This window comes from Avibacterium sp. 20-129 (assembly GCF_026226845.1).
Taxonomy (GTDB): Bacteria; Pseudomonadota; Gammaproteobacteria; order Enterobacterales; family Pasteurellaceae; genus Avibacterium.
In genome coordinates this window covers 440,410-459,862 of sequence record NZ_JAKKOE010000001.1, presented here as the reverse complement: position 1 = coordinate 459,862, position 19,453 = coordinate 440,410, and the positions used below count along the sequence as shown (strand labels likewise).

At 40.7% G+C, this 19,453-nt stretch carries 20 protein-coding genes; 10 read left to right on the top strand and 10 right to left on the bottom strand.

What is annotated here, in order from left to right; translation table 11 throughout:
* Window positions 1–3: 3 nt before the first annotated feature.
* From folK to dksA, 3 genes are all read right to left on the bottom strand, one after another.
* Window positions 4–498 (bottom strand): 2-amino-4-hydroxy-6-hydroxymethyldihydropteridine diphosphokinase, encoded by a 495-nt coding sequence (gene folK, locus L5B90_RS02170; protein ID WP_250364471.1) that lies wholly within the window; start codon window positions 496–498, stop codon window positions 4–6.
* A complete protein-coding gene (gene pcnB, locus L5B90_RS02165) occupies window positions 498–1,994 on the bottom strand; it encodes a polynucleotide adenylyltransferase PcnB (RefSeq protein WP_442778767.1) in 1,497 nt (498 codons plus the stop codon). Before pcnB ends, folK begins: the two co-directional genes overlap by 1 nt.
* A gap of 119 nt (window positions 1,995–2,113) precedes the next feature.
* A complete protein-coding gene (gene dksA, locus L5B90_RS02160) occupies window positions 2,114–2,551 on the bottom strand; it encodes an RNA polymerase-binding protein DksA (RefSeq protein ID WP_250350415.1) in 438 nt (145 codons plus the stop codon).
* Between the two features lie 377 nt (window positions 2,552–2,928).
* Here dksA and L5B90_RS02155 point away from each other — a divergent pair, with 377 nt between their 5' ends.
* Window positions 2,929–4,377: an NAD-dependent succinate-semialdehyde dehydrogenase gene (locus L5B90_RS02155; protein WP_250364473.1), complete on the top strand. Its 1,449-nt coding sequence runs from the start codon at window positions 2,929–2,931 to the stop codon at window positions 4,375–4,377.
* Window positions 4,378–4,419: 42 nt separating this feature from the next.
* On the opposite strand, the gene argA is transcribed toward L5B90_RS02155, so the two are convergent.
* Together argA and L5B90_RS02145 are read right to left on the bottom strand one after the other, a co-directional pair.
* Window positions 4,420–5,733 (bottom strand): amino-acid N-acetyltransferase, encoded by a 1,314-nt coding sequence (gene argA / locus L5B90_RS02150; protein WP_250364474.1) that lies wholly within the window; start codon window positions 5,731–5,733, stop codon window positions 4,420–4,422.
* 120 nt (window positions 5,734–5,853) lie between these two features.
* On the bottom strand, window positions 5,854–6,117 hold the full coding sequence (locus L5B90_RS02145) for a GrxA family glutaredoxin (protein WP_250364475.1): 264 nt from the start codon (window positions 6,115–6,117) through the stop codon (window positions 5,854–5,856).
* Window positions 6,118–6,316: 199 nt separating this feature from the next.
* Between L5B90_RS02145 and L5B90_RS02140 the strand changes: the two genes are divergently transcribed.
* Together L5B90_RS02140 and ycfP are read left to right on the top strand one after the other, a co-directional pair.
* Entirely contained in the window at window positions 6,317–7,234 is a 918-nt protein-coding gene (locus L5B90_RS02140) for an ATP-grasp domain-containing protein (protein WP_250364476.1), read from the top strand.
* 110 nt (window positions 7,235–7,344) lie between these two features.
* A complete protein-coding gene (gene ycfP / locus L5B90_RS02135; RefSeq protein WP_265762026.1) occupies window positions 7,345–7,884 on the top strand; it encodes an alpha/beta hydrolase YcfP in 540 nt (179 codons plus the stop codon).
* 41 nt (window positions 7,885–7,925) lie between these two features.
* Here the strand turns inward: ycfP and L5B90_RS02130 are convergent, their stop codons facing one another.
* From L5B90_RS02130 to L5B90_RS02115, 4 genes are read right to left on the bottom strand one after another with little or no spacing between them, the layout of a single operon-like run.
* Window positions 7,926–8,534 carry a hypothetical protein gene (locus L5B90_RS02130; RefSeq protein WP_265762025.1) on the bottom strand — a complete coding sequence of 203 codons (609 nt, stop codon included), beginning with the start codon at window positions 8,532–8,534 and terminating at the stop codon, window positions 7,926–7,928.
* 58 nt (window positions 8,535–8,592) lie between these two features.
* Entirely contained in the window at window positions 8,593–8,982 is a 390-nt protein-coding gene (locus L5B90_RS02125) for a SufE family protein (protein WP_265762024.1), read from the bottom strand.
* Window positions 8,983–8,986: 4 nt separating this feature from the next.
* On the bottom strand, window positions 8,987–10,186 hold the full coding sequence (locus L5B90_RS02120) for an aminotransferase class V-fold PLP-dependent enzyme (RefSeq protein WP_265762023.1): 1,200 nt from the start codon (window positions 10,184–10,186) through the stop codon (window positions 8,987–8,989).
* Window positions 10,176–10,709, bottom strand: coding sequence for a thermonuclease family protein (locus tag L5B90_RS02115; RefSeq protein ID WP_265762022.1), 534 nt, complete (start codon window positions 10,707–10,709; stop codon window positions 10,176–10,178). Before L5B90_RS02115 ends, L5B90_RS02120 begins: the two co-directional genes overlap by 11 nt.
* Window positions 10,710–10,832: 123 nt before the next feature.
* Between L5B90_RS02115 and L5B90_RS02110 the strand changes: the two genes are divergently transcribed.
* Genes L5B90_RS02110 through L5B90_RS02100 form a run of 3 tightly spaced genes read left to right on the top strand, consistent with a single transcriptional unit; the run spans window position 10,833 to window position 13,283 of the window.
* Window positions 10,833–11,246, top strand: a complete 414-nt coding sequence (locus L5B90_RS02110) for a CidA/LrgA family protein (protein WP_265762021.1) — start codon at window positions 10,833–10,835, stop codon at window positions 11,244–11,246.
* Window positions 11,243–11,929: a CidB/LrgB family autolysis modulator gene (locus L5B90_RS02105; protein ID WP_250350404.1), complete on the top strand. Its 687-nt coding sequence runs from the start codon at window positions 11,243–11,245 to the stop codon at window positions 11,927–11,929. The genes L5B90_RS02110 and L5B90_RS02105 overlap by 4 nt, the downstream gene beginning before the upstream one ends.
* 1 nt (window position 11,930) lies before the next feature.
* Complete coding sequence (locus L5B90_RS02100) at window positions 11,931–13,283, top strand: anti-phage deoxyguanosine triphosphatase (protein WP_265762020.1); 1,353 nt, start codon at window positions 11,931–11,933, stop codon at window positions 13,281–13,283.
* 14 nt (window positions 13,284–13,297) lie between these two features.
* Here the strand turns inward: L5B90_RS02100 and L5B90_RS02095 are convergent, their stop codons facing one another.
* On the bottom strand, window positions 13,298–13,633 hold the full coding sequence (locus L5B90_RS02095) for a hypothetical protein (RefSeq protein WP_250350402.1): 336 nt from the start codon (window positions 13,631–13,633) through the stop codon (window positions 13,298–13,300).
* 236 nt (window positions 13,634–13,869) lie between these two features.
* Here L5B90_RS02095 and lrp point away from each other — a divergent pair, with 236 nt between their 5' ends.
* The 4 genes from lrp to L5B90_RS02075 all read left to right on the top strand — a co-directional run bounded on the left by lrp (window position 13,870) and on the right by L5B90_RS02075 (window position 19,398).
* Complete coding sequence (gene lrp / locus L5B90_RS02090) at window positions 13,870–14,349, top strand: leucine-responsive transcriptional regulator Lrp (RefSeq protein WP_103852795.1); 480 nt, start codon at window positions 13,870–13,872, stop codon at window positions 14,347–14,349.
* A gap of 1 nt (window position 14,350) precedes the next feature.
* Window positions 14,351–17,236 (top strand): DNA translocase FtsK, encoded by a 2,886-nt coding sequence (locus L5B90_RS02085; protein ID WP_265762019.1) that lies wholly within the window; start codon window positions 14,351–14,353, stop codon window positions 17,234–17,236.
* 102 nt (window positions 17,237–17,338) lie between these two features.
* Window positions 17,339–17,959, top strand: a complete 621-nt coding sequence (gene lolA / locus L5B90_RS02080; RefSeq protein WP_265762018.1) for an outer membrane lipoprotein chaperone LolA — start codon at window positions 17,339–17,341, stop codon at window positions 17,957–17,959.
* An 89-nt stretch (window positions 17,960–18,048) separates the two neighbouring features.
* Window positions 18,049–19,398, top strand: a complete 1,350-nt coding sequence (locus tag L5B90_RS02075) for a replication-associated recombination protein A (protein WP_265762017.1) — start codon at window positions 18,049–18,051, stop codon at window positions 19,396–19,398.
* The last annotated feature ends 55 nt before the right edge of the window (window positions 19,399–19,453 follow it).

Sequence of the window (19,453 nt, the reverse complement as noted above, 5' to 3'; positions counted from 1 at the left end):
TTTTTAAAGTGCGGTGCTTTTTTGCCGTATTTTCATTTCGTGATTACTGAAACCTTGTACGAGATCTACGATTTTTTTACCATCAGGCAAGATTAAATTAGGGGCAATATCATACAATGGCACGATAACAAATTCGCGATTCTGCATATCATAATGTGGGATCGTTAAGCGTTCAGATTGAATGATGTCGTCTCCGTAAAGCAGAATATCTAAATCTAAGGTGCGTTCACCCCAACGGCGTAAACGGACACGCCCTTGTTCTTGCTCAATACGTTGCAGCTCATCAAGTAATGCTAATGGGGATAATGCAGTGGCTAGGCAGGCTACCGCATTGACATAATCAGGTTGATCTTGTGGCCCTAAAGGCTTGCTTTGATAAAAATGGCTGACGCGCATTAATTGTGAGTGAGGCAGTTGCCCTAACGCGTGCAGTGCGTTTTCTAATTGTTGCACTGGGGTAGCTAAATTACTGCCTAAAGCGATATAAACCTGTTTCATTATATAACTTGCTCTTTCTGGGTTTTACGTCTTCTTGGACGATAACGTTTTTTCTTTGCGATTGGATGACGTTTTTGATGCGCTTTCAGCAACTCGTTACGTTGTGCGTCATTACTAAATTGATATTCGTGCCACCAAGTTGCCAATTCAATGGATTCCCCCCCTTCCACTTGTGCGCGCATTGCGAGCAAATCAAAGGCTGCGCGGAATTTAGGGTGCGCCATTACACGTATTGGGGCGTTACCATTACGTTTGAGCAATTGTAATTGTAAGAACCAAATATCACGAATCACCCCAGTATGGCGGCGCGGTGCAGCAAGGCTTGTGCAAAGCTGATCAAGAATGTCGTTGCTGGCTAAGGCGTAGGCATCGTGGTTATTTAAGCCACCTTCATTTTTCAGCATTTCCACTTTTTCTCTTAATGGATACCAGAAAAAGCAGGCAAATAAAAAGGCGGGGTTAATGCGTAATTTATCGGCAATGCGTTCATCGGTAGAGGTGAGCGCAGTCAAAATCATTCGCTCTGCAAAGCTATCTTGCTTTTCAGTGAAATAAGGCATTAGCGTTGGGAAAAGCTGATCAAACAAGGTGTATTGGCGCAGTAGATGATAGGTTTTTACGCCATTACCTGTTTGTAAGAGTTTTTGTGCCTCATCGTATAAGCGAGCTGGCGGAATATTGCGTAATAGGTGTGCCATTTGTTTGATTGGCGCTTCTGTCGGCTTTTCTAAAAACATATCCAATTTTGCTATAAAGCGAATGGCACGCAACATACGCACAGGATCTTCTTGATAGCGAATGACGGGATCACCAATTAAACGTAATTTGCCCGCTTTAATATCTTCAATGCCGTTGTAGAAATCACGCAGCGTGTTATCTTGCGGATTATAATAAAGGGCATTTACGCTGAAATCACGGCGTTCCGCATCTTGTTCTAGCGTGCCGTACACATTATCACGCAGTAACATTCCTTCATCGCTTTGCTTAGATTGGCGTTCGTTATTATGTTCAGAATGGCTAGCACGGAAAGTGGCGACTTCGATAATATCACGTCCAAACATCACGTGTGCCAAGCGAAAACGGCGACCGATCAAACGGCATTGGCGTTGAAAAATGGCTTGAATTTGTTCTGGACGGGCATTGGTTGCCACATCAAAATCTTTGGGTTTTTTATCCAGTAACAAATCTCGCAAACAGCCGCCTACCACATAGGCTTCATAACCGTGACGTTGTAATTTTTGCACCACCGTAAGTGCATTTTTACTGATCATTCTCGGTTGAATACCATATTGTGACGCATTAATAATATGTTTCTGAGAGCGATGAGCTGTTTTGCCTTGTGGTTTTTTTTCTCGTGACGTGGCATTTTCTACTAAAGCCACAGCAGGTCTAGCTTTGCTAGGGCTGGCTTTAATCTGTTTTTTATTTGCTCGTTTATGGGAAATTTTTTTCGAGCTCGTTTCTTGTGTTGCGTTATCTGTTTTCTTTTTAAACAGATTTTTAATTAAGGTTAAAATAGCGAACCCCTTGCTTAAAAAGCGAAATGACATTAATCAAAAGTGCGGTGAAAAATTACCGCACTTTGTAACTTAATAAACCTCTTTATGTCGGCGCATTAGCCGATCATCTGTTTCTCACGAATTTCAGATAAGGTTTTACAATCAATGCAAAGATCGGCGGTTGGGCGAGCTTCTAAGCGGCGAATACCAATTTCAATACCGCAGGAATCACAATAGCCGAAATCGCCACTGTCGATTTTTTTCAGTGTATGTTCAATTTTTTTCATTAATTTACGTTCACGATCGCGATTGCGTAATTCTAAGCTAAATTCCTCTTCCTGCGTGGCGCGATCTGCGGGATCAGGGAAGTTTGATGCTTCATCTTGCATATAAGCCACAGTGCGTGAGGTTTCTTCTTGAATTTGTGCGTGCCACGCTTCAAGGATTTTTCTAAAGTGAAGAATTTGATCATCATTCATATATTCTTCACCTTCTTTTGGTTGATAAGGCTCCACTCCGGCTAACGCTAATAAACTTAAAGAGGATTGAGTCATTGGTATCTCCTAATAGTAATTCATCCATTTTAACTTAGTATAACTGACCTCATTATCACCATAGGAATAGCAAAATTCAGCTATATTTTTGACCGCACTTTCGCGTTAAGTTAAGACTTTTTGAGGAGAGCCTATTTCCATCTCAAAATTAGGCTCTTTTTAAAGAGCGGTATAAATATCAGAACTTTGAGCAATTGGCAAATAAATTTACATAAGAAAAAATATTTTTACAAAATAAATCTCAATTTTGCGATCTAGCTAACAAAATGCCAGCATTCAAAATGGCTAATTGCGAGGAAAACATAAAAAAAGACTAGACAAGCTTTTAATTGCGCGAGTATCTTTTAAGCATCGTTTTTCAAAAAGAGAGAGACAAAATGCAAACATTTTCATTAATCAAAACAAAAGGCTATATTAATGGTGAATATGTCGAAAGTGCAAATGGGCAAACTTTTGCGGTGCTAAACCCTGCAACACAACAAGAAATTTGCCAAGTGGCCGATTTAGGTGTAGTAGAAACAGAACGTGCCATTTTAGCCGCGGAACAAGCACAGAAACAGTGGAAACAGACATTGCCGAAAGAGCGAGCGAAGATTTTAACCCATTGGTATGATTTGGTGTTGCAACATCAAGAAGCGCTTGCACAACTCATTAGTTTAGAACAAGGAAAACCGATTGCTGAAAGTCGTGGTGAAGTGCTTTATGGGGCAAGTTTTATCCAATGGTTTGCCGAAGAAGCAAAGCGAATTCAAGGGGATATGTTGCCGTCAGATAAAGGTCATCATCGTTTAATGGCAATAAAACAGCCTATTGGTGTGGTGGCTGCCATTACCCCTTGGAATTTTCCTAATGCTATGATTACCAGAAAAGCTGCACCTGCTTTGGCGGCTGGCTGTGCCGTGGTGCTAAAACCTGCACCTGAAACCCCATTATCTGCCTTAGCCCTCGCGGAATTAGCCAGCCAAGCGGGGTTGCCAAAAGGTTTGTTGAATGTCATTCCTACCACCCAAGCCGTAGAAGTTGGAAAAGTGCTTACAGCAAGCCCAATTATTCGCAAATTAACGTTCACCGGTTCAACCAAGGTGGGCAAACTATTAATGGCACAATCGGCGAGTACGGTGAAAAAATTATCCTTAGAACTGGGAGGCAATGCCCCAGCTTTGGTATTTGATGATGCGGATTTAGACACTGCCGTGGAAGGTGTGTTTGCGTCTAAATTCCGTAATGCAGGGCAAACTTGTATTTGTACGAATCGCATTTATGTACAATCGGGAATTTATGCGGCATTTTTGCAAAAATTCAGCGAAAAAGTACAACAAATTACCTTGGGTAAAGCCAATGAACCTAATGTAACAATGGGGCCATTAATCCGCCAAAGTGCTGTGGATAAAGTACAGCGTCACATTGATGATGCGTTACAAAAAGGGGCGAAACTTGTACTTGGCGGTAAACCTGCCAATCTTGGTGGCACATTTTTTCAACCCACTGTTTTAAAAGACGTTGACCAGACAATGTTAGTTGCTAAAGAAGAAACCTTTGCTCCTTTAGCACCAATTTTTAAGTTTGACACGGAAGAAGAGGGCATCGCAATGGCAAATGATACCGAATTTGGGCTAGCAGCTTACTTTTTCACACAAAATATTCATCGTATTTGGCGAGTCTCAGAAGCCTTAGAATATGGTATCGTGGGCATTAATGAAGGATTGGTTACGAATGAATTTGCCCCATTTGGTGGAGTGAAAGAATCAGGTATTGGGCGAGAAGGTTCTCGTTATGGTATAGATGAATTTTTAGAGCTAAAATACCTTTGTTTAGGCATAAAATAAAGTGCAAAAATAAGGGGCAAATGTTGCCCCTTTGTTGTGATGTTATGCCTCTAAATGTTGAATCAAAATCTTGGAACGACGCTGATAATTGTATTTTTCTCTTTTTTCTACGGGCAGATCTTCTACCTGAGCTAAGTAAAATCCTCGTTCTTGAAACCAATGTACTGTACGCGTGGTGAGGACAAATAATTTCTCAATTTGCTGTTCTTTTGCTCGTTTTTGAATGGCTTCTAATAAAATATCGCCGCGAGAAGAATTACGATAATCAGGGTGAACCGCAACGCACGCCATTTCTGCCATTTTTTCCTGTGGATAAATATTAAGTGCTGCACAAGCAATGATTACACCATCACGATCAATAATGGTGTAATTTGCAATCTCCATTTCAAGTTGCTCACGAGAACGTTTAACCAAGATGCCTTGCTGTTCCAATGGGTGGATAAGCTCCAATAATGCGGGAATATCCGCCACGTTGGCAAGGCGAATATGTTCTGAATTTTCCATTGAAAGCTGCGTTCCCACACCATCTCGAGTAAACAGTTCTTGTAGCAATGAACCATCTTCTTCATAACTTAATAAATGAGAACGTTTTACCCCCGCACGACAAACCTCAATCGCCGCCTGCAAGAAGCGGGCTTGCGAGCTGTGATATTGATTTTGGGAAATCAATTGAGTTAAATATTTTTCTGCCTCTTGGGGTAACAAATCGGCAATGGTTTCTTGCTGATCATTTAAAATACCTTGTGTATTAGAAAACGCGATCAGTTTTTCTGCTTTAAGTTTGATTGCCACTTGTGTTGCGATTTCTTCAAAAGGTAAATTAAAGGTTTCCCCTGTTACAGAAGGGGCGATGGGACCGAGTAGCACAATGGATCCCTGATCGAGTTGTTGCTGAATTTTTTCACTATCAATACGACGAATTTTTCCACTGAGTTGATAATCAACCCCCTCATCTACGCCAATCGGTTGTGCCAAAATAACATTGCTACTCACGACATTGATCACCGCTGAATGAGGTAAGCGTAAGGAAAGACGGGCGGCAATATCATAATTTAATTTACCTACTGCCTGTTTCACTACGTCAAGACTATGGGGATCGGTAATGCGAATATTTTTATGGTACGTTGGTGTAATGCCTTGTTGTTCAAGGAGATAATTAATTTGCAACCTTGCGCCAAACACAATAGCTAATTTAATGCCAAGGCTGTGGAGTAGGCTAATGTCATTGATAATATTGATGAAATTTGGGCTGGCAATGGTGTCGCCATCAAGCATAATCACAAAGGTTTTGCCTCTGTGCATATTTACATAGGGCGTGGATTGTCGAAACCACTGTACAAGTTCGGTGCTACGCATAACTTCCTTTTATAATTATTCATTTATCTTGAATTTATATTCATTTTTGAAAATATGCAAGGGAAATTTTGCTGAGATAAAAAATGCGGTGAAATTTCACCGCACTTTGTTTTTTAGCAATTAGTTTACTACGTTGAATTGTTCTTTCATTAATGCCGCAAAATCGGTGTAACCTCCTATTGGTTTTTCATCAATGAAAATTTGTGGTACGGTTTCGACCGGTTTACCTACGGAAGCAGATAAATCAGCTTTGCTGATACCTTCTGCGATAATATCCACATAACGATAGTCAAAATCGCTTAAGGTTTCTTTTAATTTGTCAGCAAGCTCTTTTGCACGTACGCAATAAGGGCAACCGGGGCGACCAAAAATAACAACGAACATAATGATTTCCTTCTGTTGAGGCTAAGCATATTGGCTAGATAAAAATTCAATAGAGACAAAATGCTTAGCAAGATAAAAAATTGTGTAAATTGTACTGATTATGGCAAAAAGAATAAAGGAGTTTTTTGGCATTGTTGTAATTGGTGTAATATATCAACATTGCACTCTGATAACGTCTATCTTGTAAAAGTAGGGAAAAATGAACTTATTAATGTTATGCCGTGAGCCTCGTCTTTATAGCTGTCAGCGTTTGAAAGAGGCGGCTGAAAGTTGTGGACATCAAATAGATATTCTTGATCCAAACCGTTTTGTGCTAAAACTTAGCGAAAATACACCGCACTTTGAATTGTATTATCAGCCAAATCGCGACACAGAACCTTATTTATTACCCGATTATGATGGGGTGTTGCCGCGATTTGGGGCGACTAGCACGCAGATGGGCTGTGCGGTGTTGCAACATTTTCAGGCAAAAGGTGTCGCCTGTTTAAATGATGTTGAGCCTTTTTTAAACGCGAGAGAAAAGTGGCGGAGCTTGCAAATTTTAGTCCAGCAAGGTATTGCTGTTCCGCCTTCTTTGCTGGCGGGTAATGAAACGCAGGCTAAACAAAGCCTTGAACTTATCGGCTCACCAACGATTTTGAAAACCTTAAGTGGATCACAAGGCATTGGTGTGATTTTAGCGGAAAGCCAAAGTAGTGCCAGCAGTATTGTAGAAACGCTTAATCACTCTGGCGTTCCCGTCTTAATGCAGCAATTTATTCGCGAGGCACAAGGTGGTGATGTACGTTGTTTTGTGGTTGGGGGTAAGGTGATTGCGACAATGGAGCGTAAAGGGCAAGCAGGCGAGTTTCGCGCGAATATCCACCGTGGAGGAACAGGTGAACAAGTGTGGCTAAGTGAGCAAGAAAAACAGATTGCCCTGTCAGCTACCCAAGCTTTAGGCTTAGATGTGGCTGGAGTGGATTTAATTCGCTCACAGCAAGGTTTGTTAGTGTTAGAGGTTAATGCTAGCCCGGGCTTAGAAATGATCGAAAAAACCAGCGGTTTGGATATTGCATTGCAAATGATTTTGCATTTGGAGCGAAAAAGCCAAGCCAGATCAAAAAATAATGAATAAATAGCAAGTGCGGTAGAAAAATCGCGTATTTTTTGTTTTAATAAAGCCGTTTTCTCGCAATTCTTGCGGTTTCTAACGGCATCCGCCCAATTTAACTAGGTGAGGTTTTTATGATTATTTATTTGCACGGTTTTGACTCTAATAGCCCGGGTAATCACGAAAAAATAATGCAGTTAAAATTTATTGATGACGATGTTCGCTTTATCAATTACAGCACCTTACACCCGCGTTATGATATGCAATTTTTACTCAATGAAGTGCATAAATTCGTGTCAGAAAGCAATGATAAAACCCCACTCATTTGCGGTGTTGGTCTTGGTGGCTATTGGGCGGAACGTATAGGCTTTTTATGTGGTATTAAGCAGGCAATCTTTAATCCAAATTTGTTTCCCTATGAAAATATGCAAGGCAGAATTGATCGCCCCGAAGAATATCAAGATATTGCAACAAAATGCGTTGAAAATTTCCGTTTAAAAAATAAAGGAAAATGCTTAGTATTTCTTGCTACGAAAGATGATGTGCTAGATGCGCAGCGTAGCGCGGAAACCCTTTCCCCTTTTTATGAAATAGTTTGGGATAAAAACGAAGGGCATAAATTCAAAAAAATTTCGCAACATTTACAACAAATTAAAGCCTTTAAAGCAGGATAAAAAATCGGGCGGGTTGGAATCCGCCCGATTTTATTTGTTATCTAACTGTCTTCCTGTGTTTGTTGTTGAAATTCAAATTGTGGAGGAAGTTGGGGTTTTAATTCATCTTCATCAATTTTTTCGACATCTGGGGTATTAAGTAAAGGTTCTTCTTTACTGTGAGTACTTTTTTCCTTGCCGATTAGCTGTGGTAAAATTTTGCTGTAACTGCCTTTTGGTGATAAAGCGCTGGTGATAAAAGCACGGTTAAAGGCATCACCAAATTCTTTGTCTAGCACGGTGTCGTTTAAAATAAAATAGCCCTTGTTTGGCAAGGCAATGTAGCTTAATACATCATTAGGGGAGAAATCGGGAAAGATTTTTTGCAATTCCGCGAGCCAATTATCCGTATCCCCTTCTATCTTGAGGGCATTGATTTCTTTGATTAAACTAATGGCGAAACTTTTGCCTTCCACGGGTTTATCAAAATTGAACGAGAGCATTAACGGGCGTTGATTTTCTTGATAATGACCTGTTTCAGAATAGAGGCTTAAGGTGTAAATTTGAAACGGCCCCCAGTTATAATCAGCATTGCCCACCATTTTCCAATCTGCCCAAAGGGCGCTGGAAAATAAGGTAGAAATTAAAAATGCGACAAGTTTCTTTTTCATTCTTTTTCCTGATAAATTGCTTGTGGCGATTATAGCAAGTTTTTTATTTTCGACAGATTTAATTTGTACAAGTTGCTAAATTTCGCACAATTTGTTCAATTTGTTTTAAACCATTTAAGCGAGAGTGGCTCAATCGTTGTGCGATCCCAAGTTCATCAAAATAAGCGGTTAAATCAAAAGATTGTAATTGTACTGCTGTTTTGCCGTTAATTTCTTGCAAAATCAGCCAAAGCAAGCCGTTAATAATGCGTGCTTCGCTGAAGGCATTAAATAGAAAAGTGCGGTCGTTTTTTTCTTCAAATTTGAACCAAACCTTGGCTTCACAGCCAGAAATAGGTTGCATTTGAGCAAGGGTTTGTTCATCTGGGCGAGAGAGCATTTTTCCGCTTTGAATGATGAAACGATAGCGATCTTCCCAGTTTTGGGCGTTTTTTATTTTTGTTCTCATTGCATTAATCTAACAGTGCTAAAGCCTTATTCAAGGCGTTAAAAAAGTGTTCAATATCTTGCTCATTATTATAAGGGGCAAGAGAAAGGCGTAATGTACCACGTTGTCCAAGCCTTGCCAAATAAGGTTGTGCGCAGTGTTCGCCTGCGCGTAAGGCAATATTTTGTTCGGCTAAAAGGGTAGCGAGATCAGAAAGATCAATATGCTTAAATAAAAAGCTAATAATTGGGCTGTGATCGTGATAAGCAAAAAGCTGACAAGTGGGATATTGTTGCAAGCGAGCGATGATTTTTTTACTTAATTGAGCCACATACTGATGTGCGGCATTTTTATCCCATTTTTCTAGCCATTCTAGCACCGCATTAAAGCCGATTACCCCAGCAATATTGGGCGTGCCAGCCTCTAGTTTATAAGGTAGTTCAGCAAATTCGGTATGCTGTGGGCTGACGTTCTGAACCATTTTTCCACCGAATAGCAAAGGCTGAAGTCGGTTAAGTGCGGTCAATTTTCCGGCTAAAACGCCAAGCCCTGTGGGGCCATAGATTTTATGTGCTGAGAAGGTGAGAAAATCCACATCAAGCTGTTGTAAATCAATCGGGAGATGATGAATGGCTTGTGCTGTATCAGCTAAGATTAACGCGTTACTTTGGCGGCGAATAATAGGGATGAGATCGGCTAAAGGCTGTACCACACCTGTTACATTCGACATCATATTTAATGCCACAATTTTGCAGGTTTTTTGCACCGCACTTTTTAATGCACGATCATCAATAACGCCGTTAGTCCGCAATGGGAGGACGATTAGTTTCGCGCCTGTTTTTTGGCTTAACTGTTGCCAGCTAACAAAATTGGCGTGGTGTTCCGCTTCGCTGATGATAATTTCATTTTGTGGCGTAAGCTGTGGTAATAAGCCGTTAGCCACCAAATTAATGGCGTGCGTGGTGCCTGATGTCCAAATAATGCTTTGTTCACTTTCCGCATTGAGCAGTTTTTTCACTCTAGAACGAGCCTGTTCATAGCGCGCGGTTTGTTGTTCATCATATTGGCTGCGATGTACCGAGCCGGCGGATTGATAGAAAGCAACCGTCGCATCAATCAAGGCTTGCGGTTTTAAGCTAGTGGCTGCGCTGTCGAAATAAACGGCTGCGTTAGGTTGTTGAAAATAAGGGAAATTTTTCCTAAATTCTGCGGGATTAAAAGCCATAGAATAATCCTTTCTCTTTTTGTTGGCGTTTTTGTTTACGCTGTTCACTTTGTATTTTTCGCCATTGTTCAGGTGGAATAGGTTGTGGATCTTGCCATAAGCCGATGCGTTGTGAGCGCGCCTGCTGTTGGGCGGTAAAATAGTGTTGATCTTTTGCATAACGAGCATACACCCACGCCATTCCTTGCTTTATCATCATAAGATTTACATTTTGACCTTGTTGGTTGAACACCGTCGCGAGTGTACGTTGATAGCGGTCATAGCCTGTAATTTGAAGCTGAACAAATTGTTTATAAATTAGGTTTGCTAACGCTTGACGCGATTTATTACCAAAAGGTTGTTTCTTTTCTGGGGCATCAATGCTGTCTAAACGGACTTTGATTTGTTTGTTATTTTCAAGCAAGCAACGGAAAGTATCGCCATCAGAAATCGCAACCACACGGCAAGGGATGATGCGTGTCGCATTGGCTTGGGGAAGCCCAAATAGTATCATAATAAAGAACAAGAAACGCTTTTTTAACATTCTGATCACATTGATTTTAAAAACTTTTGAAATTTTCCTTATTGTAACGAAAAGCCATAACAAAACGAATAAAATAAGAGTAGAATTATTGTGATTTTAATCAATTAACAAATTTGTAGCGGTATGAGCCAGAAGATTTTTCAGTTATTACGTTCTTTTGCTATTCTTTTTTTAATGCTTTTTCTCGGTGAGCAAATCGCTCGTTTTATTCCTATTGGCATACCGGGGAGTATTTGGGGATTGCTTTTATTATTCACCTGCTTAATGTTACAAGTGATTAAAGTGCATTGGATTTTTGCAGGTGCAAGCCTATTAATGCGTTATATGGCGGTGCTGTTTGTACCAGTAAGTGTCGGGATTATTCAATATTCTGATCTTTTACTCCGTCAGGCCAAGGTGCTATTAATTCCTAATGTGGTTGCGACAATTTTGACATTAGTGCTAAGTGGCATTTTGGCGGATTATCTTTTTTCCCAACAGTCTTTTGCTGGATTACGCAAAAAAGTCTTGAAAAAACGGGCTAAGGAGAGTAGATGATTTACGCCTATACTTTGCTCACCCTTGTGGTGTTTAGTGTTGCATTACAAATTAGTAAGCGTTTGAAATCAATTATTTTTAATAGTTTTATCCTTACCGTGGCAATGTTGATCAGTATTGTAGTTATGTTTGATGTACCTTATACCGATTATATGGCAGGTAATGCGCCGCTAAATCATTTATTAGGCGTGAGTGTGGTTGCCTTAGCCTTGCCCTTATATGAACAATTTCGCCAAATTAAAGAATATTGGAAAACGATCTTATTTATCACCGCACTTTCTTCGCTATTCTCTATGCTAGTGGGCGCGCTACTCGCCTTGTTATTAGGGGCAGAACCGGAAATTGTCGCGACCATTTTACCGAAATCAGTTACCACGCCCATTGCAATGGAAATCGCACAAAATATTGGTGGTATTCCTGCCGTTGCCGCGGCAGCCGTATTGATTGCAGGACTACAAGGCTCAATGTTTGGTTATTTAATTTTGAAAGTAATGAAAATAAAATATGCGGAATCCATTGGGCTTTCCATTGGTGCTGTTTCGCACGTTTTAGGTACAGTGAGCTGTATGGAAGTCGATCCTAAAGCGGGGAATTATAGCTCAATCGCCTTAGTGCTTTGTGGTATTCTAAGTTCCATTTTTGCCCCTTTTGTATTCAAATTCATTTATTTTTGGGTTGTGTAGAATGAAAAATGTAGTGAATAGCCTTTGGCACGAACGTTATATCCCAGATAACCCGCGAGAAAAAGATCATCGTCCACCATTTCGTCGAGATCGTGGACGTATTTTACACAGTGCAGCCTTTCGCTGCTTACAAGCCAAAACGCAAATTCACGCGGTGGGTGAAAATGATTTTTACCGCACACGTTTAACCCATTCTTTGGAAGTGGCGCAAATTGGTAGCAGCTTGGTCGCACAGCTTAAATTTACCGAAGCATTCGCTCATTTGTCCGAGCAATTAAAGATAGACAAAAGCCTTTTACAAAAACAGTTAAAGCCTTTATTACCTTCTAATGATCTGATTGAAAGCCTATGCTTTGCTCACGATATAGGGCATCCACCTTTTGGACACGGTGGTGAAGTGGCATTAAATTATATGATGCGAGATCACGGTGGTTTTGAAGGCAATGCACAAACTTTCCGCTTATTAACCAAGTTAGAGCCTTATACTGCAAATGCAGGAATGAATTTAACCCGCCGAACCTTACTTGGTGTGGTGAAGTATCCTGCCATTTTAGATTGTTCTTCACCACAGTATGGCGAAATTTTGCCGCAAGGGAGTGAAAATCCCTTATATGCCAAAATTGCGGATTGGAAGCCGGGAAAAGGGATATTTCGCGATGATGTTGAAATGTTTCACTGGCTATTAGCACCATTAAGTGAAAAAGATCGCCAGCTTTTTCAGCAATTTAGCAAACCAAGAACAATGCCGCAGCAAACACTAAAAACCTGCTATAAATCTTTAGATTGTAGCATTATGGAATTGGCGGATGATATTGCTTATGGCGTCCACGATTTGGAAGATGCCATTGTGGTTGGGGTGATTCATTTACATCAATGGCAAGATGCATTGTTGCAGCTTAAAAATAGCCCTTCTCAATGGATTAAGGCGAATATTGAAAGCCTGAGTGCAAAACTGTTTTCAGCCCACCATTATGAACGTAAAAATGCCATTGGGGCATTGGTAAATTATTTTATTACCAATGTGCGGTGGAAAATTCATCCTGAGTTTGATGACCCATTATTACGTTATAATGCGGAATTGCCAGAAGATGTAATTAGCGTGTTGAAAGTGTTTACTGATTTTGTGTGGCGATATGTGATTCGTGATGTTAATACGCAACGCATTGAATATAAAGGGCAGCGGATGCTAACAGAAATGTTTCAAATTTTTGAGAGCGATCCTGAACGCCTGTTACCCCGTAATACGGTAGCGCGTTGGAAAAATGCAGCGCCGAATCAGAAAAAACGGATTATTTGTGATTATATCGCGGGAATGTCAGATGCTTATGCTATCAAAGTATATCAGCAACTTTAATTCAACAAGGGAGGCTAAATACAGCCTCCACAACTTCCGCAACGCCAATCGTCTTTATTTACCGCTTGATAAAACCAGCGCATATAATTTTCTTCTAATGGAATATCCGCAGCAATAAACACATCACTTAGCCATTCAATATTAGCAAGAATCCAATCATCTTCATCAAGCCCCTCTAAGTAAAGTTCATCTGTGGGATCGATGAAATTATAAATTCCCCTTGTTCCCATATCGTGTTCGCGTTTTTGTTCTGGGATTTCAAGTGGCTTGTCTTGATAAAAAATTTCCCAATGCCCTAAACAAAGGGTGTTGCCTTGCGTACTCCAACGCGCAATGAATGGATTTTCCATAGTAAGTATGAGTTGTTATCAATCAGTGATTGAATTATTGATCCAATTAAAACAAAGCCGAATACCCAATTCACCTTATTTTTATAAGGGCATTATGTGAAAGTGCGGTGTGATTTTGAACGATTTTTCGTTTTTAAAGCCTGAAGTTTCCCTATAAAATTTTATAGAATAGTGTAAAATTAGTCGTTATTTCTATTTTAAGCGGTATTTTACCGTCGTTTACGGTGGAAAATTTTATGGAAAAAAAATTACCTAAAGCCCTTGATGCGATTGATATAAAAATTCTTAACGAATTACAACGTAATGGCAAAATTTCTAATATTGACCTTTCTAAGAAAGTCGGATTATCGCCAACCCCTTGTTTAGAGCGTGTAAAACGCTTAGAAAAACAAGGCGTGATTATGGGGTATCGTGCGTTGCTTAACCCTGAATTATTGGATTCGCCCTTGTTGGTGATTGTAGAAATTACCCTCGTACGCGGAAAACCCGATGTGTTTGAAGAGTTTAATGAAGCAGTGCAACAGCTTGACGAAATTCAAGAATGCCATTTGGTGTCGGGGGACTTTGACTATTTACTCAAAACGCGTGTAGCGGATATGGCAGCATACCGCAAATTGCTTGGCACAACCTTATTGCGTTTGCCCGGCGTGAATGATACCCGTACCTATGTGGTAATGGAAGAAGTGAAACAGACCAATTTTTTACAATTAAAATAAGATGATTAAACGAATTACAGCAAAACTCACACCAAAACAATATATTGCAGAATTGTGTTTAGGTGTCATTTCTTTATTTGGTTTGTATTTGATTATTGCTTGGTCAAGTTACAGCCCTTTTGATAACACGTGGGCGGTGTCTTCCTCACAGCCTGAAACCCTCAATAAAGCAGGGGCGTTGGGTGCTTGGCTCATCGGCTTATTTTTCACCTTGTTTGGACATATCGGCAATTTAATTCCTTTTATTTTATGCTTTGTGCCTATTTATTTATTCAAAACGAAAAAATTCACTCAGATCACTTGGATTAAAGCCATTCTTCGCACTTTCGGGGGCGTTTTACTCTTTAGTGGCTTAACTGCATTAGCGACGTTATTGCTCTCTAATACCAGCGCTTATCTGGCTGGTGGGGTGTTGGGTGGAAGCTTAGTGGTTGCGCTTTATCCTCTTTTGGGTAAAGCGGGCGTGATTTTATGTGCCTTATTGTCTGCAATCGCCGGGTTTATTTTATGTTCTGGTAAGGCGCTGATACAGCTTTTCATCAGATTTTACTATTGGCTTACAATGAATGAAGATAAAACCCCTGCGATGGCAATGCCAACTGAGCCGCAAGCAAACAGCGAATCTGAGCCTTTAGAAGAAATTATTATCCAAAAGCCAGTGCCAATTTCGTCATTACAAAATGAAAATGCAGAGCAAAGCGAAGCAAGCGAAGAGCAAAATAAAGATAACCAAACCTTTATTCAAATTAGTGGCTTACAAGAATTTGTTCAGCCAGAAGTGCCACTTGCACATAATCAAAGCCAAGCCGTTTCCAATAACCAAGAGTTTTTTGATCCGCGCCAAATGGAATCCCTTTCCAATTATGATGTAGGGCAAGAAGAGCCATTGCCGAATGTGCGTCTTCCTCAAGCAAGCACAGTAACAAGCCCAGCTACACAAATTGGCGTAAGCACAGAACAGACAATGGGTGAACCTGTTCAACCTGTTGTAGCACAGAAGAATTCAGCGGTGCAGACAGATTTACCAAATGTGGCTGATTTACCAAGTGCGGTGGATTTTTCCACTGAATTTTCTGCAATAACGCAAGAACCTGAATTAAAGGTATCCATTCCTGACTATTCCTCAGAAAACCATTCAGAAACAGAAAATTGGGCAGAGCAAGAGAATGAATTGGCACGTCAATTTGCAGAACAAGAACAACAACGTTTAGCGGAGATGGAACAGCGCGCAAAGGAAATCAATGCAGAGGAAGCCCTAACGCATATTCTTACCGAAAAATTACCAACAACGCATACTCAGCCGACGGAGAGTAAATCAGAGATCAGCCAGCCCGCTTACAAACCTTATGGGGATTCATTAATTCACCCTGCCTTTCAACAACAAGTGAAAAAAGCGGAAAAACCGACCACACCACTGCCAAGTTTAGATTTATTAGATAAGCGTGAAGTGGAAGAGCAAAATATCACCCGTGAGGAAATTTTGGATACCTCACAACGAATTGAACAACAATTACGCAATTTTAATGTGAAAGCAAGCGTAAAAGATGTGTTGGTAGGCCCCGTGGTAACGCGCTATGAATTGGAATTGCAGCCCGGAGTAAAGGCCTCAAAAGTGACCAATATTGATACGGATTTAGCTCGTGCGTTAATGTTTCGCTCAATTCGTGTTGCTGAAGTGATCCCGGGTAAGCCTTATATTGGCATTGAAACCCCGAATTTACACCGCCAAATGGTGCCACTGCGTGATGTGCTAGATAGCCCGGCTTTCCGCGAATCAAAATCCTTGCTTTCAATGGCATTAGGAAAAGACATCAGTGGCAATCCAGTGATTGTCGATTTAGCAAAAATGCCTCATTTATTGGTTGCCGGTTCAACGGGGTCAGGGAAATCCGTTGGGGTGAATACGATGATTTTAAGTTTACTCTTTAGAGTGAAACCTGAAGAAGTAAAATTTATTATGATTGACCCCAAAGTAGTGGAGCTTTCTATTTATAATGACATTCCTCACTTGCTTACCGAAGTCGTTACCGATATGAAAAAAGCAGCGAATGCATTGCGTTGGTGCGTGGACGAAATGGAACGTCGCTATCAATTATTATCCGCTTTGCGAGTGCGTAATATTGAAGGCTATAATGAAAAAATTGACGAATATAACGCAATGGGAATGCCTATTCCAAATCCAATTTGGCGTCCGGGTGATACGATGGATACAATGCCGCCAGCCTTAGAAAAACTCAGCTATATTGTGGTGATTGTGGATGAGTTTGCCGATCTTATGATGGTAGCAGGAAAACAAATTGAGGAGCTTATTGCTCGCCTTGCACAAAAAGCCCGTGCTATTGGAATTCATTTAATTTTGGCTACGCAACGTCCTTCAGTGGATGTCATTACGGGCTTAATTAAAGCCAATATTCCAAGTCGTATTGCCTTTACCGTGGCAAGTAAAATTGATTCTCGTACCATTCTTGATCAAGGCGGAGCAGAAACGCTGTTAGGTCGAGGAGATATGCTTTATTCAGGGCAAGGGTCGTCGGATTTAGTTCGTGTACACGGTGCCTTTATGAGTGATGATGAAGTGGCTCGAGTGGCTGATGATTGGCGAGCAAGGGGCAAACCTGATTATATTGATGGCATTTTAGACAGTGCTGATGAGGAAGAAGGGGAAGTCGCTCGCAGTGGTGATGAGGGCGATCTTGATGATCTTTTTGATGAAGTGATGAATTTTGTGATCGAAACAGGCACAACCTCTGCGTCATCAATTCAACGTCGTTTCCGTGTCGGCTTTAACCGTGCCGCACGCATTATGGATCAGCTTGAAGAACAGGGCATCGTATCACCATTGCAAAATGGAAAACGTGAAATTTTAGCTCGTCGCTCAGATTATTAGTTTAATCTTTCAGAAAATGACGTAAAAAATGCAACAAATGGGATATTTGATTGTCTGATTAACACAATGATTTCCCATTATTTTAGAATGTAAGGAACATTTATGAAAAAAATGGCAGCAAAAATGACCGCACTTATGTGTTTAGGATTAAGCCAATTGGCTTGGGCAGATGCGGTGAGTGAATTACAAATGCGTCTTAACAAAGTGGATGTATTAAGTGCCGATTATGTACAGAAAGTGAGTGATGTGAAAGGCAAAGAAATTCAACAAGGGCAAGGCAAACTTCGTATTAAACGCCCAAATTTATTTAGAATGGATAATCAATCTCCGCAAGAAAGCCAGATTGTATCAGACGGCAAAACCCTGTGGTTCTACGATCCTTTTGTGCAACAGGTTACTGCAAATTGGGTGTCTGACGCAGTGAATAATACGCCATTTGTGTTGCTTACTAGCAATGATCAGGCGCAATGGAAAAAATATACGGTGGCGCAATCTGCGGATACCTTTACTCTTAAACCGAAATCAGCGAAAAGCAATATTAAGCAATTCACTATTCGCATTGATACTGATGGCGTGCTGAAAAATTTCAGTACGACAGAGCGTGATGGGCAAACCAATTTATACTTATTGCGTAATATCACCAATCAACCGTTAGCGGATAATTTATTTAAATTTACTGTGCCGAAAGGGGCAGAATTAGACGATCAACGTAAGAAAAAATAACCGCACTTTATTCAAGGCTAAATTTCGATTTAGCCTTATTCTTTTTTAACTCGTTGAAAACCCAATATTATTTAGCTGAGAATATACCAATGTCGAATCTTGCTTTTGATTTTGCTGAAAATGATTTCCGTCCTCTTGCTGCGAGAATGCGTCCCACTCACTTAGACGAGTATTACGGACAAAGCCACTTAGTTGGTGCGGGTAAGCCATTACGTAAAGCCATTGAAGCAGGGCATATTCACTCAATGATTTTATGGGGGCCTCCCGGCACAGGCAAAACCACCTTAGCAGAAATTATCGCACAGCGAATTAATGCGGAAGTGGAGCGTATTTCTGCGGTAACGGGTGGGGTGAAGGAAATTCGTGAAGCGATTGAACGGGCGAAACAAAATCGCCTCGCTGGGCAACGCACGATTTTATTTGTGGACGAAGTACATCGTTTCAATAAAAGCCAGCAAGATGCTTTTCTGCCTTACATTGAAGATGGTACGGTAATTTTTATTGGTGCAACCACAGAAAATCCCTCTTTTGAACTCAATAATGCCTTGCTTTCAAGGGCGCGCGTGTATGTACTGAAATCATTAACCTCACAAGAAATTGTAGCGGTTTTACAGCGTGCCATTGAGGATAAAGAAAAAGGGCTGGGCAATCTGCATTTAACCTTAGAAGAAAATTTGTTGTCAATGTTGGCAGATTATGTCAATGGTGATGCTCGCCTTGCACTCAATAGCCTTGAATTAATGGTGGATATGGCGGAAGAAGAAAAAAATAGCAAATTTTTACACCGCACTTTATTAACGGAAGTGTTGGGCGAACGTCAAGCTCGGTTTGATAAACAAGGCGATCGTTTCTATGATCTGATTTCGGCATTGCATAAATCTGTGCGAGGTTCGGCACCTGATGCGGCGTTGTATTGGTTCGCACGGATTTTAACCGCAGGTGGCGATCCGCTATATGTTGCAAGACGTTTACTTGCCATTGCCTCTGAAGATATCGGCAATGCTGATCCTCGAGCAATGCAAGTGGCAATTGCTGCGTGGGATTGCTTCACGCGTGTTGGCGCGGCGGAAGGTGAAAGAGCCATTGCTCAAGCGATTGTCTATTTAGCCGTAGCGCCGAAAAGTAATGCCGTGTATCAAGCTTTCAAGGCAGCCAAAAAGCACGCCTTAGAAAGCCCTGATTATGATGTGCCAGAACATCTACGCAACGCGCCCACCCATTTGATGAAAACGCTAGGCTATGGAGCAGAATATCGCTATGCGCATAATGAAGAAAATGCTTATGCGGCAGGTGAAAACTATTTCCCTGAACCGTTAAAAGATACTCAGTATTATTTCCCAGTGGCAAGAGGAATGGAAATCCAAATTGGAGAAAAATTGGCACGATTACGTCAATTAGATCAACAAAGTACAAATATCCGTTATAAATCGAGTAAGTAGCCTAGTTTATTTTTCTTATCCGATCTAAAATAGAACCGTTTTTTGAGCATATTTA